A 20,390-nucleotide genomic window follows, 5' to 3' on the forward strand; every position below is an offset into this window, starting at 1 on the left:
TTCACCCGCCGATGGGGGTGCTGGTCATCAAGCCCCGGCCGATGGCCAGGATGCCGCCGATGATGAGCACCAGCGCCCCGCCCACGCCGATGAGCGGCAGCAGGTAGCCGGGGTTGGGGCGCTTGCGGTTGATCACCAGCAGCGCGTGCGCGAGGCCCGCCGCCGCCACCATCATCACCAGGTGGCCCCAGAACGCCGGGTAGAACTGCCAACCCGAGCCCGGCAGCACGCCCAGCAGGATGATCCCCAGCAGGATCTGCGTGTCGAGGAGGCCAGCGAAGCTGGAGCCGATGATGCGCACGGACTTGTCCACGGGCCGCTTCGTGACGAGCCCGAAGGCGAAGTACACGACGGCAACCAGCCCCATCAGGAGCACGAGGTAGCGCAGCCCGGAGTGGGCGTGATAGAGCATTCTCATGGCCGCGCTTCCTAGCGCCCCCCAGGCCGGGAGGCGAGCCTTTACGTCGGATCCGGCTTCGGGGTGGTCTTCGTGCTCGGCGGCAACGTGGGCGGCGCGAGCACCTCGGGCCCGGGCAGCTCCCCGGTGAGGCTCTTCAGGTAGGCCACGATGTCGTCCACCTCGGGCTCACTGAAGGTCATGCCCAGCTGGTGCTTCGCCATCAGCCGCACCGCCTGGGGCAGATCCTTCACCGAGCCATCGTGGAACCAGGGGCCCGTCTTCTCCACGTTGCGCAGCGTGGGCACGCGGAACTTGTGCAGATCCTCCTCGTTCTTCGTCACCTCGAAGCGGCCCTTGTCCCCGGTGGGGTACTCCTCGATGAGGCCCAGCTTCTGGAAGGAGGTGCCGCCCACCGCCGGGCCGTTGTGGCATGTGGTGCAGCCCGAGGCGGCGAACAACTCCAGCCCGCGCCGCTCCTGCTCGGTGAGGGCGCTCTCGTCCCCCGCGAGGAACTTGTCGAAACGCGCGGTGGTGAGGAGCTTGCGCTCGAAGGCGGCGATGGCCCGCGCGGCATTGGCCACGTTCACCGGCTTCTTCTCCCTGGGGAAGGCCTCCTTGAAGCCCTTCACGTACTGCGGAATGGAGTTGAGCGTGGCCAGCACGCGCTTCTCGTCCGGCATGGCCATCTCCACCGGGTTCATCATCGGCCCCGCGGCCTGCTCCTCGAGCGTCGCGGCGCGGCCATCCCAGAACTGCGCGATGTGGCCCGCGGCGTGGAACACGGTGGGCGCGTTGCGCGTGCCCTTCTGGCCCTTGTGCCCCTCGGAGGTGGGCTTGCCGTCCACGCCGAAGGTGGCCAGGTCATGGCAGCTGTTGCACGAGATGTCGTGGTTCTTCGACAGGCGGTTCTCGAAGAAGAGCAGGCGCCCCAGGGCGATCTGCGCCGCGGTGTCCTCGGGCGTCTCGGCCTTCACGGCGGCGGACGGGCGGAAGAAGGAGACGAGCTTCTCGTGGCTCATCCTCGGCTTCGGCGGCTCCGCGGGAGCAGGCGCGGGCGCCGGGGCCGCCGCGGCGGTGGCGGGCTTGGACTCGGGCGGAGGGGACTCCTTGCTGCACGAGGAAGAGAAGGCGCCCAGCGATACCAGGCCGACGCCGAGCAAGAGCCGATTCCGCATCATCACCAACAACCTCCCAGGAGAAGCAACATCACCGAGTCATTCCTACCATTACCCGGCATCCCTTGGGGATGACCCCCCGCGTGCACCGACACCGTCAGCAGGGGCCGCCTCCCGCCTGGTAGCCCTCCCCCGCTCCCCTGGGCAGCGGGCACACCGCCGTCGCGCTGGAAGAAGAGCCGATCGACCGCCCACGACAGGCCGAGCCCGGTGGCCGTCCCCAGCACGTCCCACGTCAGGTCCTTGAAGGAGAAGAAGCTCCCGCGCCCCGCGTCGTAGAGCTCCTTCGCCACACCCGCGCCGAGCGCCACGCCCGCTCCGGAGATCCACCGCGCCTCGGGGGCCTCGAAGAGCAGCGCGCCCCCGGCGTACCCCGCGCCCGCCAGGCCCACGCTGACGCCAAAGTGCAGGGCCTTGTCCTGCCCGAACCAGTCATCCAGCACTGGAATCCCGGGCTCCGCGCCCCGGGCGGAGAGGGGCACGAGCAACGACAGACACAACACGGCCAGGAGATTTTCACGGGCTGTCATGGCGCCATGACACCACCCCCGGGGGCCCGCGTCAGCGCCCGGCGTCCGATTTCGAGACGCGCGGCCCGCTTGCACGTATGCTTGGGATCCGTGACCCCTCCCGGTACCTCGCTCTTCGATCTCCGCAAGCCCTCGTCCCGTCATCCCGGACTCGACGGCGCACGAGGATTGGCCGTGGTGGCGATGGTGCTGGGGCACACGCTGGACGCGCTGCTCGCGCCGGAGATGCGCGCCAACGCTTGGGTCCAGCGGTACTGGGAGCTGCGCGGCATCACCGCTCCCCTCTTCCTGCTGGTGGCCGGCTTCGCGGTGGTGGCGGCGCTCGGCACCTCGCAGGAGAGCGCGGGCCTCACCTTTGGCCGCCGGGCCCGGCGCGCGCTGCTGCTGCTCTTCCTCGGCTACCTGGTGCACTGGCCGGGCTGGGACACCGTGCATGCGCTCGGCTGGGGAGAGCCGCTGCGCTCGCTCGTCTTCACCTTCGACGCGCTGCAGAGCATCGCGGTGAGCCTGCTGGTGGGCGCCGCGGTGCTGGTGCTGGCGCGCGGCACCTGGACGCGGGCCGTGGTGCTCGGCGTGCTCGCCGTGGGCATCCCCCTGGCGAGCACCTGGATGTGGAGCGCCGCCACGGGCTGGCCCGTGGAGCTGCGCCAGGCGGTGGGTATGCCGGGCGCGCGCTTCCCCCTCTTCCCCTGGGCGGGCTTCTTCTTCGCCGGGGCGCTCGCGGCCCACCTGCTGCGCTTGCTGCGGCCCGGCTGGCCCCAGGGCCTGGCCCTGCTGGCGCTCGGCTCGGGCCTGCTCGTGCTCACGCGTCAGTTGCACCCGGACTGGAGCCCCACCAGCGCCTGGCTCGTGGCCTTCCGCGTGGGCCAGGGCTTCCTGGTGCTGGGCGCCGTCAACCTGCTGCCCCGGTTCGTCTCCGGGCCGCTGGCGCCCCTGGGCCGCGCCTCCCTCTGGCTCTACGTGCTGCACCTGCCCGTGGTGTACGGCTGGGCGGGGACGCCGGGCCTCGCCGGGCGCGTGGGCCCCACCCTCGGCCTGCTGCCCGCCCTCGGCGTGGGCCTCGGGCTGCTGGCGGTGTGCTTCGCCATCGCCCGCCTCTGGCAGGTGGTGCGCGGAAAAAGCCGCTCCGCCTCCGACTCCACCACGTGGCGCGCGCGCCCCGTCCCCATGAGCAACGCCGCCCTCCGCTCCGGCCAGCGCATCTAGCAAGGCATTTACTTCCACCCGGAGCACGGGTACATGCCTTGCCACTTCACTCCCAGGCAGTTCAAGCGAGGAAACATGCACCTGCTGCGCAAGCTGTCCAAAGCCGCCGTCCTCTGCGTTGCCGCCACCGGCCTCTCGGGCTGCGCGGGCATCGCCTTCCCCGGTGCCATCGGCTTCTCCAGCCTGTACGCCAACTCCGTTGGCAACACCTTCGTGAATGAGCAGACCAAGCTGGGCTCCAAGTCCGGCGAGGGCTGTGCGACGTCCATCCTCGGCCTCATCACCACCGGCGACGCGGGCGTGAACGAGGCGGCGCGCAAGGCCAACATCAACCGCGTCACCCACATCGACTACCGCTTCGAGAACATCCTCGGCATCTACGCCAAGTACTGCGCCGTCGTTTACGGCGAGTAGCTGTTTCCTTCCCCGGTACCGCGTCCCCGCCCACGAGGCCGAGGGACGCGGTGTCCCGCCCGGCCGAGGGCGTTTCCCCCCGGCCCCCGAGGCTGCTAATTTCCCTTGGCTTCCGGCCCCCCCACGTGGACCCGACAAGGTCCCTGGCCGTGGAGCTCAGTGGAGAGCGCAGACCTCATGAAACTCAAGACCCTCGTTCGACCCCTCCTCCTGGTCGCCGCGACCGCGGGCGCCGCTGCCTTCGCGCAGGCGGCCAAGCCGGCCGCTCCGGCTGCTCCCGCCACCCAGAAGGCCGTCATCGACCGTGCCCTGCTCACCGTCTTCAAGGCGCTGCCGGCCCGTTTCGAGGACCCCAAGAATCCCATCACCCCGGAGAAGGTGGCGCTGGGGCGCATGCTGTACTTCGAGAACCGCCTCTCGAAGAACCACGACCTGTCCTGCAACAGCTGCCACGACCTGAACAAGTACGGCGTGGACGGCAAGCCCTTCTCGCCGGGCCACAAGAAGCAGCTGGGCGGCCGCAACTCGCCCACCGTGTACAACGCCGGTGGCCACCTCCTGCAGTTCTGGGATGGCCGCGCCCCCAACCTCGAGGAGCAGGCCAAGGGCCCCATCCTCAACCCCGTCGAGATGGCCATGCCCGACGAGGCGCGCGTCGTCGAGACGCTCAAGTCCATCCCCGGCTACGTGACGGCCTTCCAGAAGGCCTTCCCGGGCGAGGCCGACCCGGTGACGTACAACAACCTGGGCCTGGCCATCGGCGCCTTCGAGCGCCAGCTCGTCACGCCCTCTCGCTTCGACAAGTACCTGTCCGGTGACGAGAAAGCGCTCACCGAGGCGGAGAAGGTGGGCCTGAAGAAGTACATGGAGCAGGGCTGCCAGACCTGCCACAGCGGCGCCGCCCTGGGTGGCGCGATGCAGAAGATGGGCCTGGTGCTGCCCTACCAGTCCAAGGACCAGGGCCGCTTCGACCTGACGAAGAAGGAGTCGGACCGGATGATGTTCCGCGTCCCCACCCTGCGCAACGTGTCCAAGACCGCGCCCTACTTCCACGACGGCTCGGTGAAGGATCTGCAGACGGCCGTGAAGCTCATGGCCCAGCACCAGTTCGGCAAGCAGATCACCGACGACGACGCGAAGCACATCGTGACCTTCCTGGACTCGCTCACCGGCGAGCTGCCCAAGAGCTACATCGCCAAGCCGAAGCTGCCGGCCAGCGGCCCGAAGACGCCGAAGCCGGACCCGACGTGATGTGAAGCACCCGCCCCCGCGCGCCGCGAGGTGACGCGGGGGTCCTCCACCCGGCGGCGCTGGCTACGACGCCATCCGCTGCCGGGACGGAGGCTCGGTGGCCCGGCCGCGCTCGTCGAGGGCACGGACCACCGACTCCAGGGCCACGATGCGCCGCCCGGCGCGCCCCGGAGCCCACTGCTCGGGAAGCCGCGAGCCCAACAGCTCCGCCCCGTGCTCCACCCCACCCGGCTTGCTCTTGAGCGCCCGCGCGCACGCGAGCCGCACGTTGAGCGCCTCGGGCACGGGGAAGCCGTCGCGGCGCAGCAGCTCCAACGCGAACGTCGTCCACACCGCGAGCTTGTCGCCCGGGCGCACGAAGGCCTGGAAGCGCGCGAGGCCCGACTCGAGCGGCTCGCCGGCCCGGAGTGTCTCCTCCGGCAGTTCCACGTGCAGACAGGTGCTGCGTGCCAGCGGCTGGCGCGGGGCGAGCACGGCCTGGAAGCGCTCGCCCGTGGCCGGGCGCATGGCCACGAGGTGCACCAGCTCGGAGGGAAGGGCCTGCTCCGCGGGGTGGGCGTTGGCCTCGGCGTAGAGCAGCACGAGGTGCTCGAAGTTCTCCGCGATGGTGCGCAGCTCCAACGGCGGCTGCCACGCGGACTTGAAGATGCGCCGGCGAGGCGGCTCCGTCCGGGTTTCCTGGCGGTCCAGCTGGGTGTCCACCATGAACTCGAAGGGGTTGAGCAGGGTGTCGAAACGCTCCTGGTTGCCCTCGAGGGCGCCCAGCACCTCCACCACGGCCTCGATGGTGGAGACACAGTGCTCGGCCGGCTCGGCGCGGATGCGGTAGTTGCTCGGGCGGCGCGGGACGAAGCCGATGCGCGGCAGGCCAGCCAGGAGCGGGTTCGTCTTCACCAGCTTGCGAGCCAGGGGCCAGGTGCCGTCCACCACGATGAGCGTCTCGGGAGGGTTCAGCCGCGCCTCTTCCAGGGGGATGGCCTCCTCGCCCGGGAAGAGGACGGCCACGCGCTCGGGGTGGGCGGCGAGCGCCTCGAGCCGGGCATGGCCAGAGAAGTCCACCCCCACGTGGAGCTCGGAGTTGGTGAGCGAGAGGTGCGCCATGCGGGCGGTGCCGATGGCCACCCGCCGCTCACGGGGGTGCTGCAGGAAGACGACGCGCGTGCGCGAGTCCACCTGGGGCACGCGCGCGCAGTAGCACGTGGACTGGGGACGCAGGCAGCGGAGGCAGAGGGAGCGCACCCCGCCGCTTTAACGGTACCCCGGGGGGGCCGGCAAGGACTGGCGGTGGGAAGGTGGGCCGGGGAGCCCCTGGGTGCCCGTCTCGCCTGGAGGGGGACAGGGGAGCGAGGGCCCCGGTCAATCCAGGAAACGGCGCTCCCAGCGGAGCAGGTCCTCGGTGGCTGGGTAGAGGTCATCCATATCACTGCGATACAGGTAGGGATCGAGGAGCCGGGCGAGCGCGCGGTGCCGAGGAAGAGCCTGGCCCGCCTCCACATCTCCGGCCTCCGGTTGCGCCCCCAGGGTGATGAGCACCCGGTCTCCACTCATCTCTTGGAGGATGATTCCCGGGAAACCCAGGTGCGCGCGCAGACTGGACACACCGCCGAGCTTTCCGAGCACGGGCTCCCCGAGGAAGTTCATCCAGTGCACCCCATCCACCCAGGTGTTCATGCGAAGGTTCGCGCTGCTTGGCGCGAGGTGCACTCCCGGGTAGGGCGGTCGGATGAGTTTGAGGGCCTCGTCAAAATGCCAGCCGTCCGAACACAGGGCAAAGTCCACGTACCCCGAGTTGAAAGGGAGCTCCGCAGCCACATCGAGGGCCAGGGCACGAACCTCGTCCGCGCCCCGTTCCACCAGGAACTCCGTGGGTAGTCGCACATACAGGACGCTCACTCCGTCCTTTTGCTCTGGCCAGGGAGAGGGCCAGACATCCAACCCTCTGTAGTGTACGCGGAGGTCATCCACCTTCGTGGATGGGCCATCCAATATCAGATATGCTGACATGCCTGGCTCCGGATTCAATGTTCGCATGTGAAGTTGTTCCCATGCGAAGTCATCGAGTGGCTCTGCTTGTCCCTCACCTGCATCGTACCAAGCGAACTGGTAGGGGTGAATCCGTTCACGAATAGTTTGCAAGGCTCGCAAGATGGCCGGGGCGATTCGCTTGTTGGGGTGCTGCATGTAGAAGCACATGAGCAAGGCATCGCTTGCGACCAGCCCACCATGTTGATTGTGTTGGCGCAATCTCGGATATCGCATGAAGGGTATTTCTCCTAATCCTCTCGTATTGCTCCCTGCCGCGGAGAGACAAGCCTTGGCTTTACTCCAGTTGCACGCTCATAAACCCGTCCCTGCATCTCATCGTGCCAACGCCCCCCTTTGTATCTCTCCCATCGCGCGTTGTTGAACTCGGGGCAAGGAAACTTGAGATCGTACACGTGTACGATGAAGCCCTTCTCGTCCATGAGGACGATGTCCGGCTCGATGGTGCCCCACAGCCCCTTCCAACCGTGCTCCGACACAATCTTTTTCACCTGCTCCTCATTCAAGAACTTCCACGTTCCAGTCAGCTCGTTGAGTTGAAAGCGAGGATGAAGCAGGTATCGCTTGGGTAGCAATTTGTCCAACGCCTCGCGCAGGCACGGCCAGGACTCCTCGTGCTTGAAAAGCCCCAGGTACACGGCCCACGTCGTCTTCTCACCCATCTTCACCTGCTGGCAGAGTTCCCGGCTCGGGCTCCGGCCGTTGAAATGGTAGTCGTTGACCTTCTGGTCCGCCTGTCGCACACACTGTTCGATGGCCCTCTCCACCTTCGCGAGCAGGTCCGTGGCCAGTGCCACCCCCCTCCGCTCGGCTGAGTTGATCTGGGGCATCATCGCCACCGTCGTGACCACCACCGTGGCGCCAGCGGCGATCTTCGTAGCAGTGGACACGGAACGCTGTGCCGTCTCGGCCACGTGCGCCATTTCGGATGAGCCGGTGCACTGTTCCCACTGCCCGGGGTTCTTCTTGAGGCAACACTCGGGCGTCAGATCCCGTGGTCCGCACTCACCCACCACCTCCACCGAGTCCGGCTCCGACAGGCATCCCGCCTGGTGGACGGCCAGGAGCACCAGACTCGATAAGAGCCTGCTCTTCGCGCGAGGGAGCATGGAACCCATGGTAACTTGAAGCAATACCATGAGCACATCGACCGGGGACGGACAGGAGCGTCCTGAGAGGGGGACGCCTCCGCGGGAGGCTGGAGCAGGGACACAATGCGGGTCTCGCCGCCGCTTGCTGCGATGGGCCCTGGGGATGGTGCCCATCGCGATGGGAGGTGGCTGGGCCACCTCCCGGTGGCTCGACGAGCGCGAGCGGCACATGCGGGAGGAAGAACTGGGGCCGGAAGACGGATGGGAAGTAGAGGGCGGGCGCGTCCTGAGAGGGGGAGCCGAGAAACACAGCAAGAGCCCGGAAGCCCGAGCCGCGGATCTGGCCCAGGAAGCCGCCTGGTATTCCTTCGCAGGCAACTATAACGCCGGCATCTCCGCGAATCTGGCCATCGACGTATTTCCGTCCTCCGCGCCGGCCCGGCTGGTGAGGGCCTGCTGGTACATGCAGGAGAACGCTTGGCGCGTGGTGCGGGAGGATCTCTCGGCCCCTCCTCTCCGGGACACTCCGGAGGCACGTCTGTTATTGGAATTCGCCGATCGCCTGCCCCACGCCCCTAATTGGCGCCATGCCTTCTTCGACTCCTGGAAGGCCGTTGGACAGCCAGATTTCCGCAAGAGCGCCCTGCTCCCCGCTCCCATCGAGTGGAATCACATCAATTCGGAGAGCATCACCCGGCTCCCTCCTGGCGAGGACTGGCTCTTCCCCATCGGGATCCTATCTCCAGACTCGGCGAAGGACCGGGAACCGTGGATGCGCGAGCATGTCCTCTCCTGCCAGTCGGCGCCCCTGCTCCTGGCCCTGCGCGAACAGTTGCTCCCCCTCGAGGCTCAGGCGCCGCTCCGCCAGGCTTGTCTGGCAGCAGTGGAGGAGCGGCTCGGCCAGCTCGCGGGGTCCACGCCCCGTACCCTCCAGCTCGCCCTCGTCCCCTTCCTGTCGGGCACCTCGCGCTCGGCGCCCTTCGAGCGGCGGGAGCTGGAAGCGCTCGAAAAGCTCGTCGCGCTGCGCGAGTGGAAGCAGCCCTCCAGTGAGGAGGTCTTCCGGGAGATGCGAACGCATACAGACATGCTGCATGGCCCCGCCCACCATGCCTGGGTGATGACCTCCCTGGCACAGAGCACGTCCCACGGCTCGTGGCTCCTGCAGCGTGCCACGGCCAGCAAGGCGCACCTGTCCGAGGACGAGCTGCGGTGGCTGGGCCGGTTGCTGTACGAAGTGGGCGCGCGCCTGCGTGAGCAGCGCTCCCGTCTGGAATTGGAGATGGGACTGCGGCTCCAGATGTTCGGCTCCGAGCTGACGCAGCATGTCCCCACCCGCGAGGAGTGCATCGCCGCCTGGATTCAACTGGGCAACTGGGAGGGTGCCGTGAAGAAGGCGGCCTATGACCGTTGGCCCATCGGCCCACTGCGCGAGGAGTCCTGCGAGCACCGTGCCCGCGACGAGCTCGCGTGGATGCAAGCCTTCGCGGGCAGGGGCGAGCTGCCCTGAACTACCGTATCTGTCTGGATTTGACGAGCCCCTGCTCCCGCAGGAAGGCCACGGTCTTCTCCACGCCCTCGGAGAGCGGCGTTGGCTCGAAGCCGAGCTCACGCCGGGCCTTGCTCGCATCCACCCGCACATTCCACAGCAGGAAGGACAACTGCCCGGACGCGATGAGGGGAGTGAAGCCAAACATCCTCGCCAGGGGCGCGGACACCGCGGCGAGCACCTTCATCACCCCCGCGGGCATGGTGGGCGGCACCCGGGCTCCCAATCCCTCCACCCGGAGGATCTCCCGCGCCAGCTCCGCGTTGCTCACGTGCGTGTCGGCCAGCAGGTAACGCTCGCCCGGGACACCGCGCTCGGCCGCCGCGAGGTGCGCGTCCGCCACCCCGTCCACGTACGCCACCGGCATTCCCCCGGGCGGCAGGGCCGGCGCCTTCCGGTTCAGCACCTGGAGGAACAACGAGTTGAGCCCCACATGCACCGGAGAGGGCCCGTACACCGCGCCTGGATTCACATACACGAGCTCCAGCCCCTCGCGCCGGATCACCTCCGCCTCCCGCTCCGCGGCCTGCTTCGAGCGCTCGTAGGCGGTGGGCTTCGGCTCCGTGTCCAGGTTCGTCTCCACCAGCGTGCCCCCTCGGGGCGCGGCGAAGACATCCATCGTCGAGGTGTACACCACCCGCTTCACCCGCCCGGCGAGCGCGGCCCGCAGCACGTTCACCGTGCCCTGGCGGTTCACCCGGTCGAAGATGGTCTCATCCGGCTGCCACTGCTCGGGCATCCCCGCCGCGTGGAACAGCCACTCCACGTCCCGCACGGCCGCCGGCAGCGAGTCCGGCGCCGTCACGTCGCCTCGGACCAGCTCCACGCCCGCCGGTAGCAGCCGTGCGGCCCGCTCCGGGTCCCTCACCAACGCGCGCACCTGGTGTCCCCGCGCCATCAACCTCTGGGCGATGGCGTTTCCGATGAGGCCCGTGGCCCCCGTGACCAGCACGTTCATCTTCCAGCCCTCTCCGGGTCCAACCCTCCATGACGAGGAGACCCCTGCCTCGCGGTGTGACGGCGCCACATGCCGCCCGGCCTGCTCTCCCAGGGAGCATGCGGCGGCCCGGTGCGGGCGTCCACTCTGACTCCCTCCCACCGCTCACAGCCCCTGCTTGCCCACTCTGAACATAGAGAGGACGCGACCCACCACGGCCCTCGAAAGGAACCCCCTCATGCCCTTCACTCCCGACCTGCTCTTCCACGAGACCCTGTCCGGCCCCATGGCGCTGGGCAGGCGGGAGTCCGGGCACCACGCGCGCCACGGCCGCACCACGCGCCTGTCCCTGCACGCCACCATCCGCATCGACTCCATGGAGGACTTCCTCCTGGACCCCGAGCACGAGGCCTGGCTGGGCGGGCACCTCTCCTTCCCGCCCTTCTCCAAATGCCTCCCCGTCCGCCAGGGCCGCTTCCAGCTCTTCTCCCCCTCGGACGATCCGCTCATGCGGTTGATGCACTACGACGCCCGCTTCGAGCACGAGGGACGCACGTACTTCCTGTCCGGCACCAAGTTCCTCCGGGATGACCCGGGGCCGGACCTCTGGACGGACACCACCCGGCTGCTCACCACCCTGCACGAGGGCCACGACGAGCGGGGCCCGGTGGTTGCCACGGGCGTGCTCTCGGTCGGCATCCGCGAGCTGCTCGCGCTCATGGCCAGCATGCGCTCACCCCGGGGCGGCTCTCAGACGCTGGTGCGCTTCGGCCGGTTCTTCCTCGGCAACCTCTGGGAGCTCTACGCATGACCGCGCGACCCGAGCACTTCGACGCCATCATCGTCGGCTCCGGTTTCGGCGGCTCGGTGATGTGCTACCGGCTGGCCGAGGCGGGCCTGCGCGTGTGCCTGCTCGAGCGGGGCAAGGTGTACCCGCCGGGCTCCTTCCCTCGCAGCCCCCGGGAGATCCGCCACGGCTTCTGGGACCCGGGCCGGGGCCTCCACGGACTCTTCAACATCTGGTCCTTCCGGTGGTTGGGGGGCGTGGTGGCCAGCGGGCTGGGCGGCGGCTCGCTCCTCTACGCCAACGTGCTCCTCCGCAAGGACGAGCACACCTTCGTCCGCGAGGACCGGACCTCCGGCGGCTACGAGTACTGGCCCGTCACCCGCCAGGAGCTGGAGGCCCACTACGACCAGGTGGAAGCGATGATGAAGGCACAGCGCTTCCCCTTCGAGCACGAGCCCTACCGCTCCACCCCCAAGACGCAGGCGATGAAGCAGGCCGCCGGGCGGCTGGGGTACGAGTGGTTCCTCCCGAAGCTGGGCGTGACCTTCGGCAACCCGGGGCAGCGGCCCGTCCCGGGCGAGCCCATCCTCGAGTCCGCGCCGAACCTGCACGGCCGCACGCGCCTCACCTGCCGCATGTGCGGGGAGTGCAACCTCGGCTGCAACTACGGCAGCAAGAACTCGTTGGACTACACGTACCTGTCGGCGGCGAAGCGCCTGGGCGCCGAGCTCCGCCCCCGGTGCGAGGTGAAGGCCTTCCGTCCGGACGTGGGCGGTGGCTACGCCGTCGAGTACGTGGACTACAGCAACGTCGCCGAGGGCGAACCGCTCCCGCGCGAGCCTCGCCGGCACCTCATCACCGCGGACCGGCTCATCCTCGCGGCCGGCACCTTCGGGACGAACCAGTTGCTGCTGCGCAACCGGCACTCGTTCCCCCGGCTCAGCCGGCAGCTCGGCCTGCGCTTCTCGGGCAACGGCGACCTGCTGTCCTTCCTCCTGGGCAGCAAGAACAGTGACTCCGGCACCTCCCGGCCACGGGTGCTCGATGGGGGCAATGGCCCCGTCATCACCAGCGCCATCCGCGTCCGGGACGCACTCGAGGGCGGCGATGGGCGAGGCTTCTACATCCAGGACGCCGGGCACCCGGAGCTCCTCAACTGGCTGTACGAGTCGCGCAACCCCCTGCCGGTGATGCTGCGCTCGCTCAAGCTCGCCGGGCGGCTGGCCCGGGAGTGGGCGCGCACCGAGCGCAGGAGCGACATCGGCGCGCATCTCGCCGAGGCGCTCGGTCCCTGCATGGACTCGGCCACGTCGATGGCGTTGCTCGGCATGGGCCGGGACATCCCCGATGGCAGGTTGCGGCTGACTCGCCACGGGACGCTGGATCTGGACTGGAGCCCTCGCGGCGGCTCGGCCAGATACTTCCGACGGCTGCGCGGAGCCATGGAGGAGATCGCCTCGGCACTCGAGGGGGAGCTGGCGCACAACCCGCTCGGGTACCTGGGCCAGATGGTCACCGTGCATCCGCTCGGCGGCTGCGCGATGGGGCGCGACAAACACGAGGGAGTCGTCGATGCCCATGGCGAGGTCTTCGGCTATCCCGGCCTCTACGTGGCGGATGGCTCGGTGATGCCCGGCCCCGTTGGTCCCAACCCCGCGCTCACCATCGCCGCCCTCTCGGACCGCTTCGCCGAGCGGCTCCTCGCACGGCGCCCCATCCACCCGAGCACCCGGGAGCAATCGGGGGCCGAGGCGGCCTGAAACCCATCATCCTTACGGAGGAAGACACGCATGAACATTTCGCCACGAACAAAGGACTCGCGGACACCGGAGCACGAGCGCGTGGTCCCCCGCTTCACCCTGGAGGGTGTGCCGGACGCCGATGTCCGCACCTACCATTTCACCACCGGGGACAAGCTCGGGCTGAGCATGCTGCGCTTCCAGCGTGAGCCGTGTGACGACGCGGTGCTCGTCATCCACGGACTCACCACGTCCAGCGACATGTTCATCATGCCGGAGCACGAGAACCTGGTCCGCCACCTGCTGGACCATGGGTTCACCGATGTGTGGACGCTCGACTTCCGGATGAGCAACCGGCACCCGTACAACCTGCGGCGGCACCGCTACACGATGGATGACGTCGCCGCGTTCGACCACCCGGCCGCCGTGGCCCGCATCCGCCAGGAGATCGGTAACAAGCGGCTGCACGTCATCTGCCACTGCCTGGGCTCGGTCTCCTTCCTGATGAGCCTTTTCGGTGGCGCGGTGGAGGGCATCACCAGCGTCATCGCCAACAGCGTGGGGCTCACCCCGCGCATCCCCACGTGGTCGCGCCTGAAGCTCGCCGTGGCGCCATTCTTCCTCGAGCGCGTGATGGATCTGCCCTACGTCGACCCGAACGCCCGCGACGAGCCCCTGCTCTCCCGGAGCGGGCTGATCGGACGAGCCGTGGAGTTGCTCCACCCCGAGTGCGACGTGCCGGCCTGCCACATGCTCAGCATGATGTGGGGCACCGGCTGGCCCGCGCTCTACCACCACGAGAACCTGCACGACGTCACCCACCAGCGCGGCGGAGATCTCTACGGCGCCACCAGCGTCCACTACTACCGGCACGTGCGGAAGATGGTGAGCGCCGGCGGCGCCGTGAAATACGACCCCTCCGACCCGAGGCTCGACCATCTGCCCGACGATTACTTCGACTTCGCCGAGGAGATCGACACGCCGGTCCTGTTCGTCACCGGAGAGAGCAACCACGTCTTCACCGACTCGAACATCGTCTGCTATCAGCGGCTCGAGTCGCTCGCGCCGGGACGGCATTCGCTCGAGATCATCCCGGGGTACGGGCACCAGGATGTCTTCATGGGCAAGGACTGCGCACGCGATGTGTTCCCCCGCTTCGTGCGGTACATGAATGCGCACCGGGGCGAACGGAGACGCCGTCAGGTCCATCTCCATATCCAGGAGGACGTGACGCGCACGGCGCACTGATCCGGCCAGATATCCCCTCTCCCCTCGGGAGAGGGTCAGGGTGAGGGTATCTGTCCCTGTTCTCCAACCCATGGACCCCAGTGTGGACAGGGGGTTCAACCCGGGATTCGAGGCACCCTCACCCCGTCCCTCTCCCGGAGGGCGAGGGGAAATGGCCGCGTTGTCAGCGCTTGTTCCCAGGGACGCTTGCTCCCAGGGACACCCCTTCGGTTTCCGAGTGCTATCGGGACTCGTGTACGCTCCCGCCTCCGGACACGGAGCACCGAGGGGTCGCATGCGATTGAGGAATCTGGTGGTGGTTGCGGTGGTGCTCTCGAGCGGCTGTCAGCAATCCGCCCGGCCCGAGCCGGCCGCCACGAGCGAGCAGCCGCCTGGCTCCGGAACCAACGCTGGCACCCAGGCCTCTCTTCCGGAAACGGCCGGGGAAGCTCCACCCGCCGAGCCCCCACCCGCTCCGGCGGAGGAGCTTCCCGAGCAGACGTGGTCGGCTCGCTCCGCGGACGGCAACGCGGAGGTCCAACAGACCGCGTTCAGCAACGGCAAGGCCCTCCGGTGCACGAGCACCTCGACGTGGTCATCGCCGTGGGATGACCGGAAGACCGTGTGGAAGTGGGACACCTGCATCGCGACGCGGGAGCAGCTCAAGTTCGTCTCTCCAGACGGCAAACGGGTGCTCGTGATCGAGCCAATGCCCGCGTCCCTCCAGGCAGGGGCCCGCTGGCAGGACGTGGAGGTGGCCACGCTCTATGAGCATGGGGTGCGCGTGAAGGGCGCCAAGGCCGGAGCCCTCCTCCGTGCTCCCATCGAAGTGCGCGAGCCCACCCTCCGCATCCTCTGGCTCAAGGGCCATGGAGGCTTCCCGGGAGCTCCCCCTCGCTACACCTCCGACGGGAAGACCGTCGAGCTCGACATGGTCGATGGACAGGCGCTCCGCCTCGGCTTCGAGGGTGACGGCTTCCCGGCCTCGCCCGAGGAGAAGCAGGTCTTCAACGCTTCCGCCGGCATGTACCGGTACGAGGATGAGAAGGGCACGGTCCACTTCGTGAGCTCGCGCGACGATGTGCCCGACGCGTACCGCGCCCGAGCCGTGCCCGTGGATGCCCAGATCCTCACCATGAGCGGCCCACTGGGTCTCGGGGATCCCCATGCCTCCGGGCCCAAACCGGAGCCCGAGTCCCCGCCCGTGGCCAAGAAGGACCCGAGTCCCGAGAAGGTGCTGGAGAACGCCCAGCTCGCCTCTCCCGCGGAGCTCCTCCAGCGGGCCCGGGACACCGTGAAGCAGGTCGAGGAGGCCCAACGCACCCGGGCGAACCTGGCGGATTCCCTGCTCTCGGGCGCCCCTGCTCCCGCGGGAGCGGCTCAGCCCGCGTCCGGCGCCCAGCCCCCCGCCACCGCCGGCAAGAACCCGAATCCCGAGCTCCCCCTGGAGAAGGCCCGGATCCCCACACCCGAGGAGCTCCTCGAGCGGGCCCGTGAGGCCGTGAAGAAGGTCGAGCAGGTACAACGAGCGCAAGAGACTCCACCCCAGTGAACCTGCTCCTCCTCCAGGACTCCGACTTCCTCCCCGATGGCACCGTCCAGATGACGGGCCGCCGGGCCCAACACGCCCGCGAGGTGCTCCGCGCCGAGCCCGGAGAAACACTGCGCGTGGGCAGGCTCGGTGGGCTCGTGGGCACTGGCGAGGTGCTGGAAAACACACCGGGCCTGCTGCGCCTGCGTGTCTCCCTCACCGACCCGCCTCCCCCGAGGGCCGGGGTGGATCTGCTGCTCGCCATTCCCCGCCCCAAGGCCCTCAAGCGCGTGCTGCCCGCGGTGGCCCAGCTCGGCGTGGACCGCGTGGTGCTCGTCAACGCCGCGCGCGTGGAAAAGAGCTACTTCGACTCCAAGGTGCTGGCCCCCGGCTTCGTCGAGGAGCTCCTCCTCCAGGGCCTGGAACAGGCCCGCGATACCCGGCTCCCCGAGGTGCTCATCCGGGAGCGCTTCCGTCCCTTCGTCGAGGACGAGCTGGATGCCATCTTCGGCACCGGGGCCCTCCGGCTCCTCCCCCATCCGCCCGCGCCCCAACCCCTGCACCGGGTGGGCGTCCAGGAAGCACCGCGCGTGGTGATGGCCGTGGGGCCGGACGGCGGCTGGGTGCCCTTCGAGGCGGAACTGCTGGAGGCCCACGGCTTCCGGCCCTTCTCCCTCGGCCCTCGCATCCTCCGGGTGGAGACCGCCGTTCCCGTGCTCCTCGGACAGCTCGCGCTGCTACGGGAGGACACAGCGCGCACGGCCTGAGGGCCTCGTCGCCGCACGCAGGACCTCCACGCGCGGCAGCAGCGCTCCAGCCTTCACGGCGAGGAAGACCCCTTCCGCCGCGTCGAGGACCGCGTCCGCCCGCTCGGGCGCATGCAGGAACCACCGCTCCGCCAGGGCCAGCTTCACCAGCCCCACCTGCAACACATTGCCCGTGGCCTCGGCCAGTTCGAGCGCTCGGGCCAGGTGCGCCTCCCCCTCCTCCTCTGGCACCAGCGGTGCCAACGCGCGGCGGGAGAGAATCTCATCGAACGGATTGGCGAGCACCGGCTCCAGGGAGCGCTTCAGCGCCGCCTCCGCCGCCTCGCGCGCGGCGTCCGGACGGCCCTGGGCGAGCTCGAAACGGGACTCGTAGACACGCACCAGCGTCTCCATCCGGAAGTCCCCCGCCCTCGCGGCCTCCAGCGCCCTGGGCAGCGACTCGCGAGCGGCGGCCGCGTCCTCGAAAAGGACATCCCGGCATGCCGAGTACACCAGCACGTACAGCTTCAACCAGCGGTCCCCGGGCAGCACCTTGGAGAGCTGCTCGCCCTTGGCCACCACCGCGGCCACCAGCTCGTGCTCGCCTCGCTCCAGGTAGTAGGGCGGAGTGTAGATGGCGAGGTTGCGCTCGGGCAGGCGCGGGTGGCCCAGGAGCCGGATGAGCTCCTGCTTCTCGCTGAAGGGCGGCACGAAGGCCGTGGCATCGCCGATGAAGGACGCGCGGACGATCTGCGATTGCAGGTGGTAGATGCGGATGTCGGTGAAGCCGTAGGCGTCCGCGACGTCGAACCCGTCCTGCGTGGCCAGCTCGTCGAGCGGCTCACCGCGCAGGGCCAGGTTCATGTTCAGGAAGTAGCAGCCCATGCCGAGCGCCCACGCCAGGCGCCGGGGCGGTTGCCCCACGGCGTCGCGCAGGGCACGCAGCCGGTCCACCTCCGCGCGCTGCGCCTCCACCACGCCCGAGAAACGGCCGGTGTGCGAGCTGAGCCCTCCCCTCGCGATGAGGGCACCGGAGCGATAGGGAGACTCCACCGGGTGCTCGGCCTGTACGCGCTCCAGCAGCGCGTGGAACTCCGCCGTGCGGCCCATGATGGCCAGCGCGATGCTCTGCAATATCTGGAGCTCCGCCTGCTTCCAGAAGACCTCCGTGGGTGCCATCCGCGGCTCGATTGGAATCTCCCGGATGACGCGCAGCAACGCCTCGCCGCGCCCGGCCTCCGGGACCGCGGACGCCTCCGCGAGCCGCGCCAGTGCCTCCCGCCGGCCCGCGCCCAGGTCCACCGTGGCCGCCCAATGGGCGAAGAGCTTCTCCGCGTAGAGCAGCGAGGTGGGCGGATCGCTCACGTAGCCGATCTCGATGAGCGTCACCCAGGTGCGGATGAGCTGCTCCGCTCGCTCGGGTGAGCGGGGCCCGGCCTCCAGAAGCGCGGCGGCCTCCTTCAGCACCAGCGTGGCATCCAGCAGGGCCTTGGCCTCGATGGAGGCCTGTCCGGCGCGCAGCAACGGGATGACGGCGCGCTGTGGCTCGTTCGAGCGGATGAAGTGGTAACCCACCGCCCGCGCCACACCCGGCCGGTTGCCGCCCAGTTGCAGGAGGAACTCCGCGATGCGCCCGTGGTGGGCCCGCCGCTCCGCCTCCGGGGTGCTGTCGTGGAGCGACTCGTGCACCGTGTCGTGGGTGAAGACGCAGCGGCCCTCCACCCGCTGGAGGAACTGGCGCTCCACCAGCTCGTCGAGCGCATGGAACAACTCCGCCTCGGGCAGCTCCGACAGCGCGCGCACCAGGGGCAGCTCCAGGCTTCGCCCCGCCGGAGCCAGCCGCCGCAGCAGCGCCACCCGCTCGTGGGGCAGCGTGGCCAGCCGCGCCAGCACCGTCTCCCGGATGCTTCCTGGCAGCTCGCGCTCCTCCAGGTTCTCCACCGCGCACCAGCGGCCACCCACCCGCTTCAGGGCACCCTCCTCCACCAGCATGCGCAGGCACTCGGTGGCGAAGAAGGCATTGCCGCCGGTGGTGGCATGCAGCCGGGCCACGAAGCCCGCGGGCACGTCCAGGCCGGGCAGCACCAGACTCACCAGATCCTCGATGTTCCCGGCCGTCAGCGGCGACAGCTCCAGGCGCGAGGTGAGCCCCTCGTCCACCGTCTCGAAGGCCAGGCTCAGCCGGTTCAGCTCGTTCGAGCGGAAGGTGGCCACCACCATTCCGCGCGTCTGGTGCAGCGAGCGGATGATGACGTTGAGCACCTCCAGCGACGCGGCATCCGCCCACTGCAGATCCTCGATGCACAGCACGAAGGAGCACTGGTGGCCCAGCGTCTGGAGCCACTCGGCGAGCGCCCCGAAGACGGCCATCTTCTCCGCGCCCGCGTCCCGGAAGGTGGGCACCGGCCCGGTGGCGAGCGACGGCACCAGCTTGCCCAGCAGGGGCCGCAGCCGCTCCATCAGCTCCACCGGGGTGCGCGGCACCAGCATCCGCAGCGCCTGCCCCACGGGCGCCAGCGGCGCCAGGCCCTCCGCGCGGCACTGGCCCACTCCGACGGCAACCTCGGAGAGCTGGGCCTGCAGCTCGAACTCCTGCAACAGGCGCGACTTGCCCACGCCCGCGGGCGCTCCCAGCAGCACCGCGCGGGACTCGCCCTGGCCGGCCTTCTGGAGCGCGCGCAGCATCAACTCCAGCTCCGCCTTCCGCCCCACCACCTCCGGAATGTGCAGGTAGCTGGTCCGCGCCGCCAGTGGCTCCTCGGGCAGCGGCTCACCACTGGCCTGGCACAGCGCCGTCAACAGCTCGGAGGCGTTCTGGAAGCGCTCGCGGGGATCCTTGGCGAGCAGCACGAGGATGATCTCCTCCAGCCAGGGCTCCACCGGGCAGATGCTGGAGGGACGCGGGGGGTGGCGGGTGAGGTGGTCCGCGAGCAGCGACGCCGGGGTGTCGCGTTTCTTGAAGGGCAGCTGGCGCGTGGCCAGGAAGTAGGCCATCACCCCGAGCGAGTACAGGTCCGCGCGCCCGTCGATGCTGGCGCCGCGCTGCCACTCGGGGGCGAGGTACTCCAGGGTGCCCTTGAGCCGGCCGGAGCCCGGCGTGCCCACCTGGTGCATCACCCCGAAGTCCATCAGCTTCACCGCGCCGGAGCTGGTGATGCGCACGTTGCTGGCCTTGATGTCGCAATGCACGTAGAGGCGCGAGTGGATGAAGGCCAGCACCTGCGCCATCTGGATGAGGACGCGGTAGAGGGTGCGGGTGTCGAGCGCCTGCTCGCGCGCCAGCCGGCTCAAGTCCTGGCCGTCCACCGCCTCCATGGTGATGAAACGGTGGCCCGACTCGGTCAGCCCCCAGTCGAACACCTTGAGGGTGCCCGGGTGCTGGAGCCGCTTCATCGCGAAGTACTCGTGGCGGAACATCAGCACGAGCTCCTCGACCTTGGCGTGCGGCAGGCCCGCGGGCAGCTGCATCACCTTGAGCGCCACGCGGCGCTGCTCCTGCTCGTCCTCGGCGAGCCAGATGCGGCCCATGCCGCCTTCGCCCAGCTGCTCGCGGATGAGGTAGCGGCCCGACACCCGCATTCCCGGCTCCAGCGAGCGCCGCTCGGCGAACGAGATGCCCGGCATGGAGATGGGTGTGCGGTTGTCCATCGAACCCAGCGTGCCGCTGGAGAGCAGCCCCCGGCTGCTGTCGATCACCGCTGTCTGCTCGTCGTCGCTCATCACGGGCCGCATGTCCCCCCGGCTCGCCGGAAGCCCGGGAGACAAGG

General features: G+C 69.2%; 16 protein-coding genes and 1 pseudogene. 9 read left to right on the forward strand and 8 right to left on the reverse strand.

Translation table 11 applies throughout. From position 1 onward, the window contains the following. Position 1 precedes the first annotated feature (1 nt). Genes BO221_RS29820 through BO221_RS55540 form a run of 3 tightly spaced genes read right to left on the reverse strand, consistent with a single transcriptional unit; the run spans position 2 to position 2,105 of the window. Positions 2-418, reverse strand: coding sequence for a hypothetical protein (locus tag BO221_RS29820; protein WP_073564133.1), 417 nt, complete (start codon positions 416-418; stop codon positions 2-4). Positions 419-459: 41 nt separating this feature from the next. Beyond that, the gene (locus BO221_RS29825) at positions 460-1,578 is read right to left on the reverse strand and encodes a cytochrome-c peroxidase (protein ID WP_073564135.1); all 1,119 of its coding nucleotides are present in this window, start codon (positions 1,576-1,578) and stop codon (positions 460-462) included. Then, positions 1,578-2,105 (reverse strand): YfiM family protein, encoded by a 528-nt coding sequence (locus tag BO221_RS55540; RefSeq protein ID WP_073564137.1) that lies wholly within the window; start codon positions 2,103-2,105, stop codon positions 1,578-1,580. Before BO221_RS55540 ends, BO221_RS29825 begins: the two co-directional genes overlap by 1 nt. A gap of 90 nt (positions 2,106-2,195) precedes the next feature. On the opposite strand from BO221_RS55540, the gene BO221_RS29835 reads away from it, so the two are divergent. The 3 genes from BO221_RS29835 (at position 2,196) to BO221_RS29845 (ending at position 4,976) form a co-directional block, all read left to right on the forward strand. Further along, entirely contained in the window at positions 2,196-3,311 is a 1,116-nt protein-coding gene (locus tag BO221_RS29835; RefSeq protein WP_073564139.1) for an acyltransferase family protein, read from the forward strand. A 33-nt stretch (positions 3,312-3,344) separates the two neighbouring features. Next, the gene (locus BO221_RS29840) at positions 3,345-3,725 is read left to right on the forward strand and encodes a TRL-like family protein (protein ID WP_083681546.1); all 381 of its coding nucleotides are present in this window, start codon (positions 3,345-3,347) and stop codon (positions 3,723-3,725) included. Positions 3,726-3,902: 177 nt separating this feature from the next. Beyond that, positions 3,903-4,976 (forward strand): cytochrome-c peroxidase, encoded by a 1,074-nt coding sequence (locus tag BO221_RS29845; RefSeq protein ID WP_073564143.1) that lies wholly within the window; start codon positions 3,903-3,905, stop codon positions 4,974-4,976. A gap of 63 nt (positions 4,977-5,039) precedes the next feature. Here BO221_RS29845 and BO221_RS29850 read toward each other — a convergent pair whose 3' ends face one another. From BO221_RS29850 to BO221_RS29860, 3 genes are all read right to left on the reverse strand, one after another. Then, complete coding sequence (locus tag BO221_RS29850; RefSeq protein ID WP_073564145.1) at positions 5,040-6,215, reverse strand: tRNA-uridine aminocarboxypropyltransferase; 1,176 nt, start codon at positions 6,213-6,215, stop codon at positions 5,040-5,042. A 117-nt stretch (positions 6,216-6,332) separates the two neighbouring features. Continuing rightward, a complete protein-coding gene (locus tag BO221_RS55010) occupies positions 6,333-7,235 on the reverse strand; it encodes a type VI immunity family protein (protein WP_083681548.1) in 903 nt (300 codons plus the stop codon). Positions 7,236-7,249: 14 nt separating this feature from the next. Then, positions 7,250-7,933, reverse strand: coding sequence for a hypothetical protein (locus BO221_RS29860; RefSeq protein ID WP_143195768.1), 684 nt, complete (start codon positions 7,931-7,933; stop codon positions 7,250-7,252). Between the two features lie 340 nt (positions 7,934-8,273). On the opposite strand from BO221_RS29860, the gene BO221_RS29865 reads away from it, so the two are divergent. After that, a complete protein-coding gene (locus BO221_RS29865) occupies positions 8,274-9,617 on the forward strand; it encodes a hypothetical protein (RefSeq protein WP_143195769.1) in 1,344 nt (447 codons plus the stop codon). Between the two features lies 1 nt (position 9,618). Here BO221_RS29865 and BO221_RS29870 read toward each other — a convergent pair whose 3' ends face one another. Continuing rightward, complete coding sequence (locus tag BO221_RS29870; protein ID WP_073564153.1) at positions 9,619-10,614, reverse strand: SDR family NAD(P)-dependent oxidoreductase; 996 nt, start codon at positions 10,612-10,614, stop codon at positions 9,619-9,621. Positions 10,615-10,831: 217 nt separating this feature from the next. Between BO221_RS29870 and BO221_RS29875 the strand changes: the two genes are divergently transcribed. From BO221_RS29875 to BO221_RS29895, 5 genes and pseudogenes are all read left to right on the forward strand, one after another. Continuing rightward, on the forward strand, positions 10,832-11,404 hold the full coding sequence (locus BO221_RS29875) for a hypothetical protein (protein WP_073564155.1): 573 nt from the start codon (positions 10,832-10,834) through the stop codon (positions 11,402-11,404). Continuing rightward, entirely contained in the window at positions 11,401-13,140 is a 1,740-nt protein-coding gene (locus BO221_RS29880) for a GMC oxidoreductase (RefSeq protein ID WP_073564157.1), read from the forward strand. Before BO221_RS29875 ends, BO221_RS29880 begins: the two co-directional genes overlap by 4 nt. 168 nt (positions 13,141-13,308) lie before the next feature. Next, positions 13,309-14,220 (forward strand): annotated as a pseudogene (locus BO221_RS29885) (alpha/beta fold hydrolase); the annotation flags it as partial. Between the two features lie 421 nt (positions 14,221-14,641). Next, positions 14,642-15,898, forward strand: a complete 1,257-nt coding sequence (locus BO221_RS29890; RefSeq protein WP_143195770.1) for a hypothetical protein — start codon at positions 14,642-14,644, stop codon at positions 15,896-15,898. Then, positions 15,895-16,644, forward strand: a complete 750-nt coding sequence (locus tag BO221_RS29895) for a 16S rRNA (uracil(1498)-N(3))-methyltransferase (RefSeq protein ID WP_073564163.1) — start codon at positions 15,895-15,897, stop codon at positions 16,642-16,644. Before BO221_RS29890 ends, BO221_RS29895 begins: the two co-directional genes overlap by 4 nt. On the opposite strand, the gene BO221_RS29900 is transcribed toward BO221_RS29895, so the two are convergent. Beyond that, the gene (locus tag BO221_RS29900; RefSeq protein WP_083681607.1) at positions 16,615-20,343 is read right to left on the reverse strand and encodes a serine/threonine-protein kinase; all 3,729 of its coding nucleotides are present in this window, start codon (positions 20,341-20,343) and stop codon (positions 16,615-16,617) included. The two genes, BO221_RS29895 and BO221_RS29900, sit on opposite strands and share 30 nt — an antisense overlap. Positions 20,344-20,390: the final 47 nt, after the last annotated feature.

It is taken from the genome of Archangium sp. Cb G35, assembly GCF_001896145.1.
Taxonomy (GTDB): Bacteria; Myxococcota; Myxococcia; order Myxococcales; family Myxococcaceae; genus Archangium; species Archangium violaceum.

Bases quoted from the DNA above. Each gene is read 5' to 3' on its own strand.
- BO221_RS29820 (WP_073564133.1), bottom strand. From the start codon at position 418: ATGAGAATGCTCTATCACGCCCACTCCGGGCTGCGCTACCTCGTGCTC.
- BO221_RS29825 (WP_073564135.1), bottom strand. From the start codon at position 1,578: ATGATGCGGAATCGGCTCTTGCTCGGCGTCGGCCTGGTATCGCTGGGC.
- BO221_RS55540 (WP_073564137.1), bottom strand. From the start codon at position 2,105: ATGACAGCCCGTGAAAATCTCCTGGCCGTGTTGTGTCTGTCGTTGCTC.
- BO221_RS29840 (WP_083681546.1), top strand. From the start codon at position 3,345: ATGCCTTGCCACTTCACTCCCAGGCAGTTCAAGCGAGGAAACATGCAC.
- BO221_RS29845 (WP_073564143.1), top strand. From the start codon at position 3,903: ATGAAACTCAAGACCCTCGTTCGACCCCTCCTCCTGGTCGCCGCGACC.
- BO221_RS55010 (WP_083681548.1), bottom strand. From the start codon at position 7,235: ATGCGATATCCGAGATTGCGCCAACACAATCAACATGGTGGGCTGGTC.
- BO221_RS29865 (WP_143195769.1), top strand. From the start codon at position 8,274: ATGGTGCCCATCGCGATGGGAGGTGGCTGGGCCACCTCCCGGTGGCTC.
- BO221_RS29870 (WP_073564153.1), bottom strand. From the start codon at position 10,614: ATGAACGTGCTGGTCACGGGGGCCACGGGCCTCATCGGAAACGCCATC.
- BO221_RS29875 (WP_073564155.1), top strand. From the start codon at position 10,832: ATGCCCTTCACTCCCGACCTGCTCTTCCACGAGACCCTGTCCGGCCCC.
- BO221_RS29880 (WP_073564157.1), top strand. From the start codon at position 11,401: ATGACCGCGCGACCCGAGCACTTCGACGCCATCATCGTCGGCTCCGGT.
- BO221_RS29890 (WP_143195770.1), top strand. From the start codon at position 14,642: ATGCGATTGAGGAATCTGGTGGTGGTTGCGGTGGTGCTCTCGAGCGGC.
- BO221_RS29900 (WP_083681607.1), bottom strand. From the start codon at position 20,343: ATGAGCGACGACGAGCAGACAGCGGTGATCGACAGCAGCCGGGGGCTG.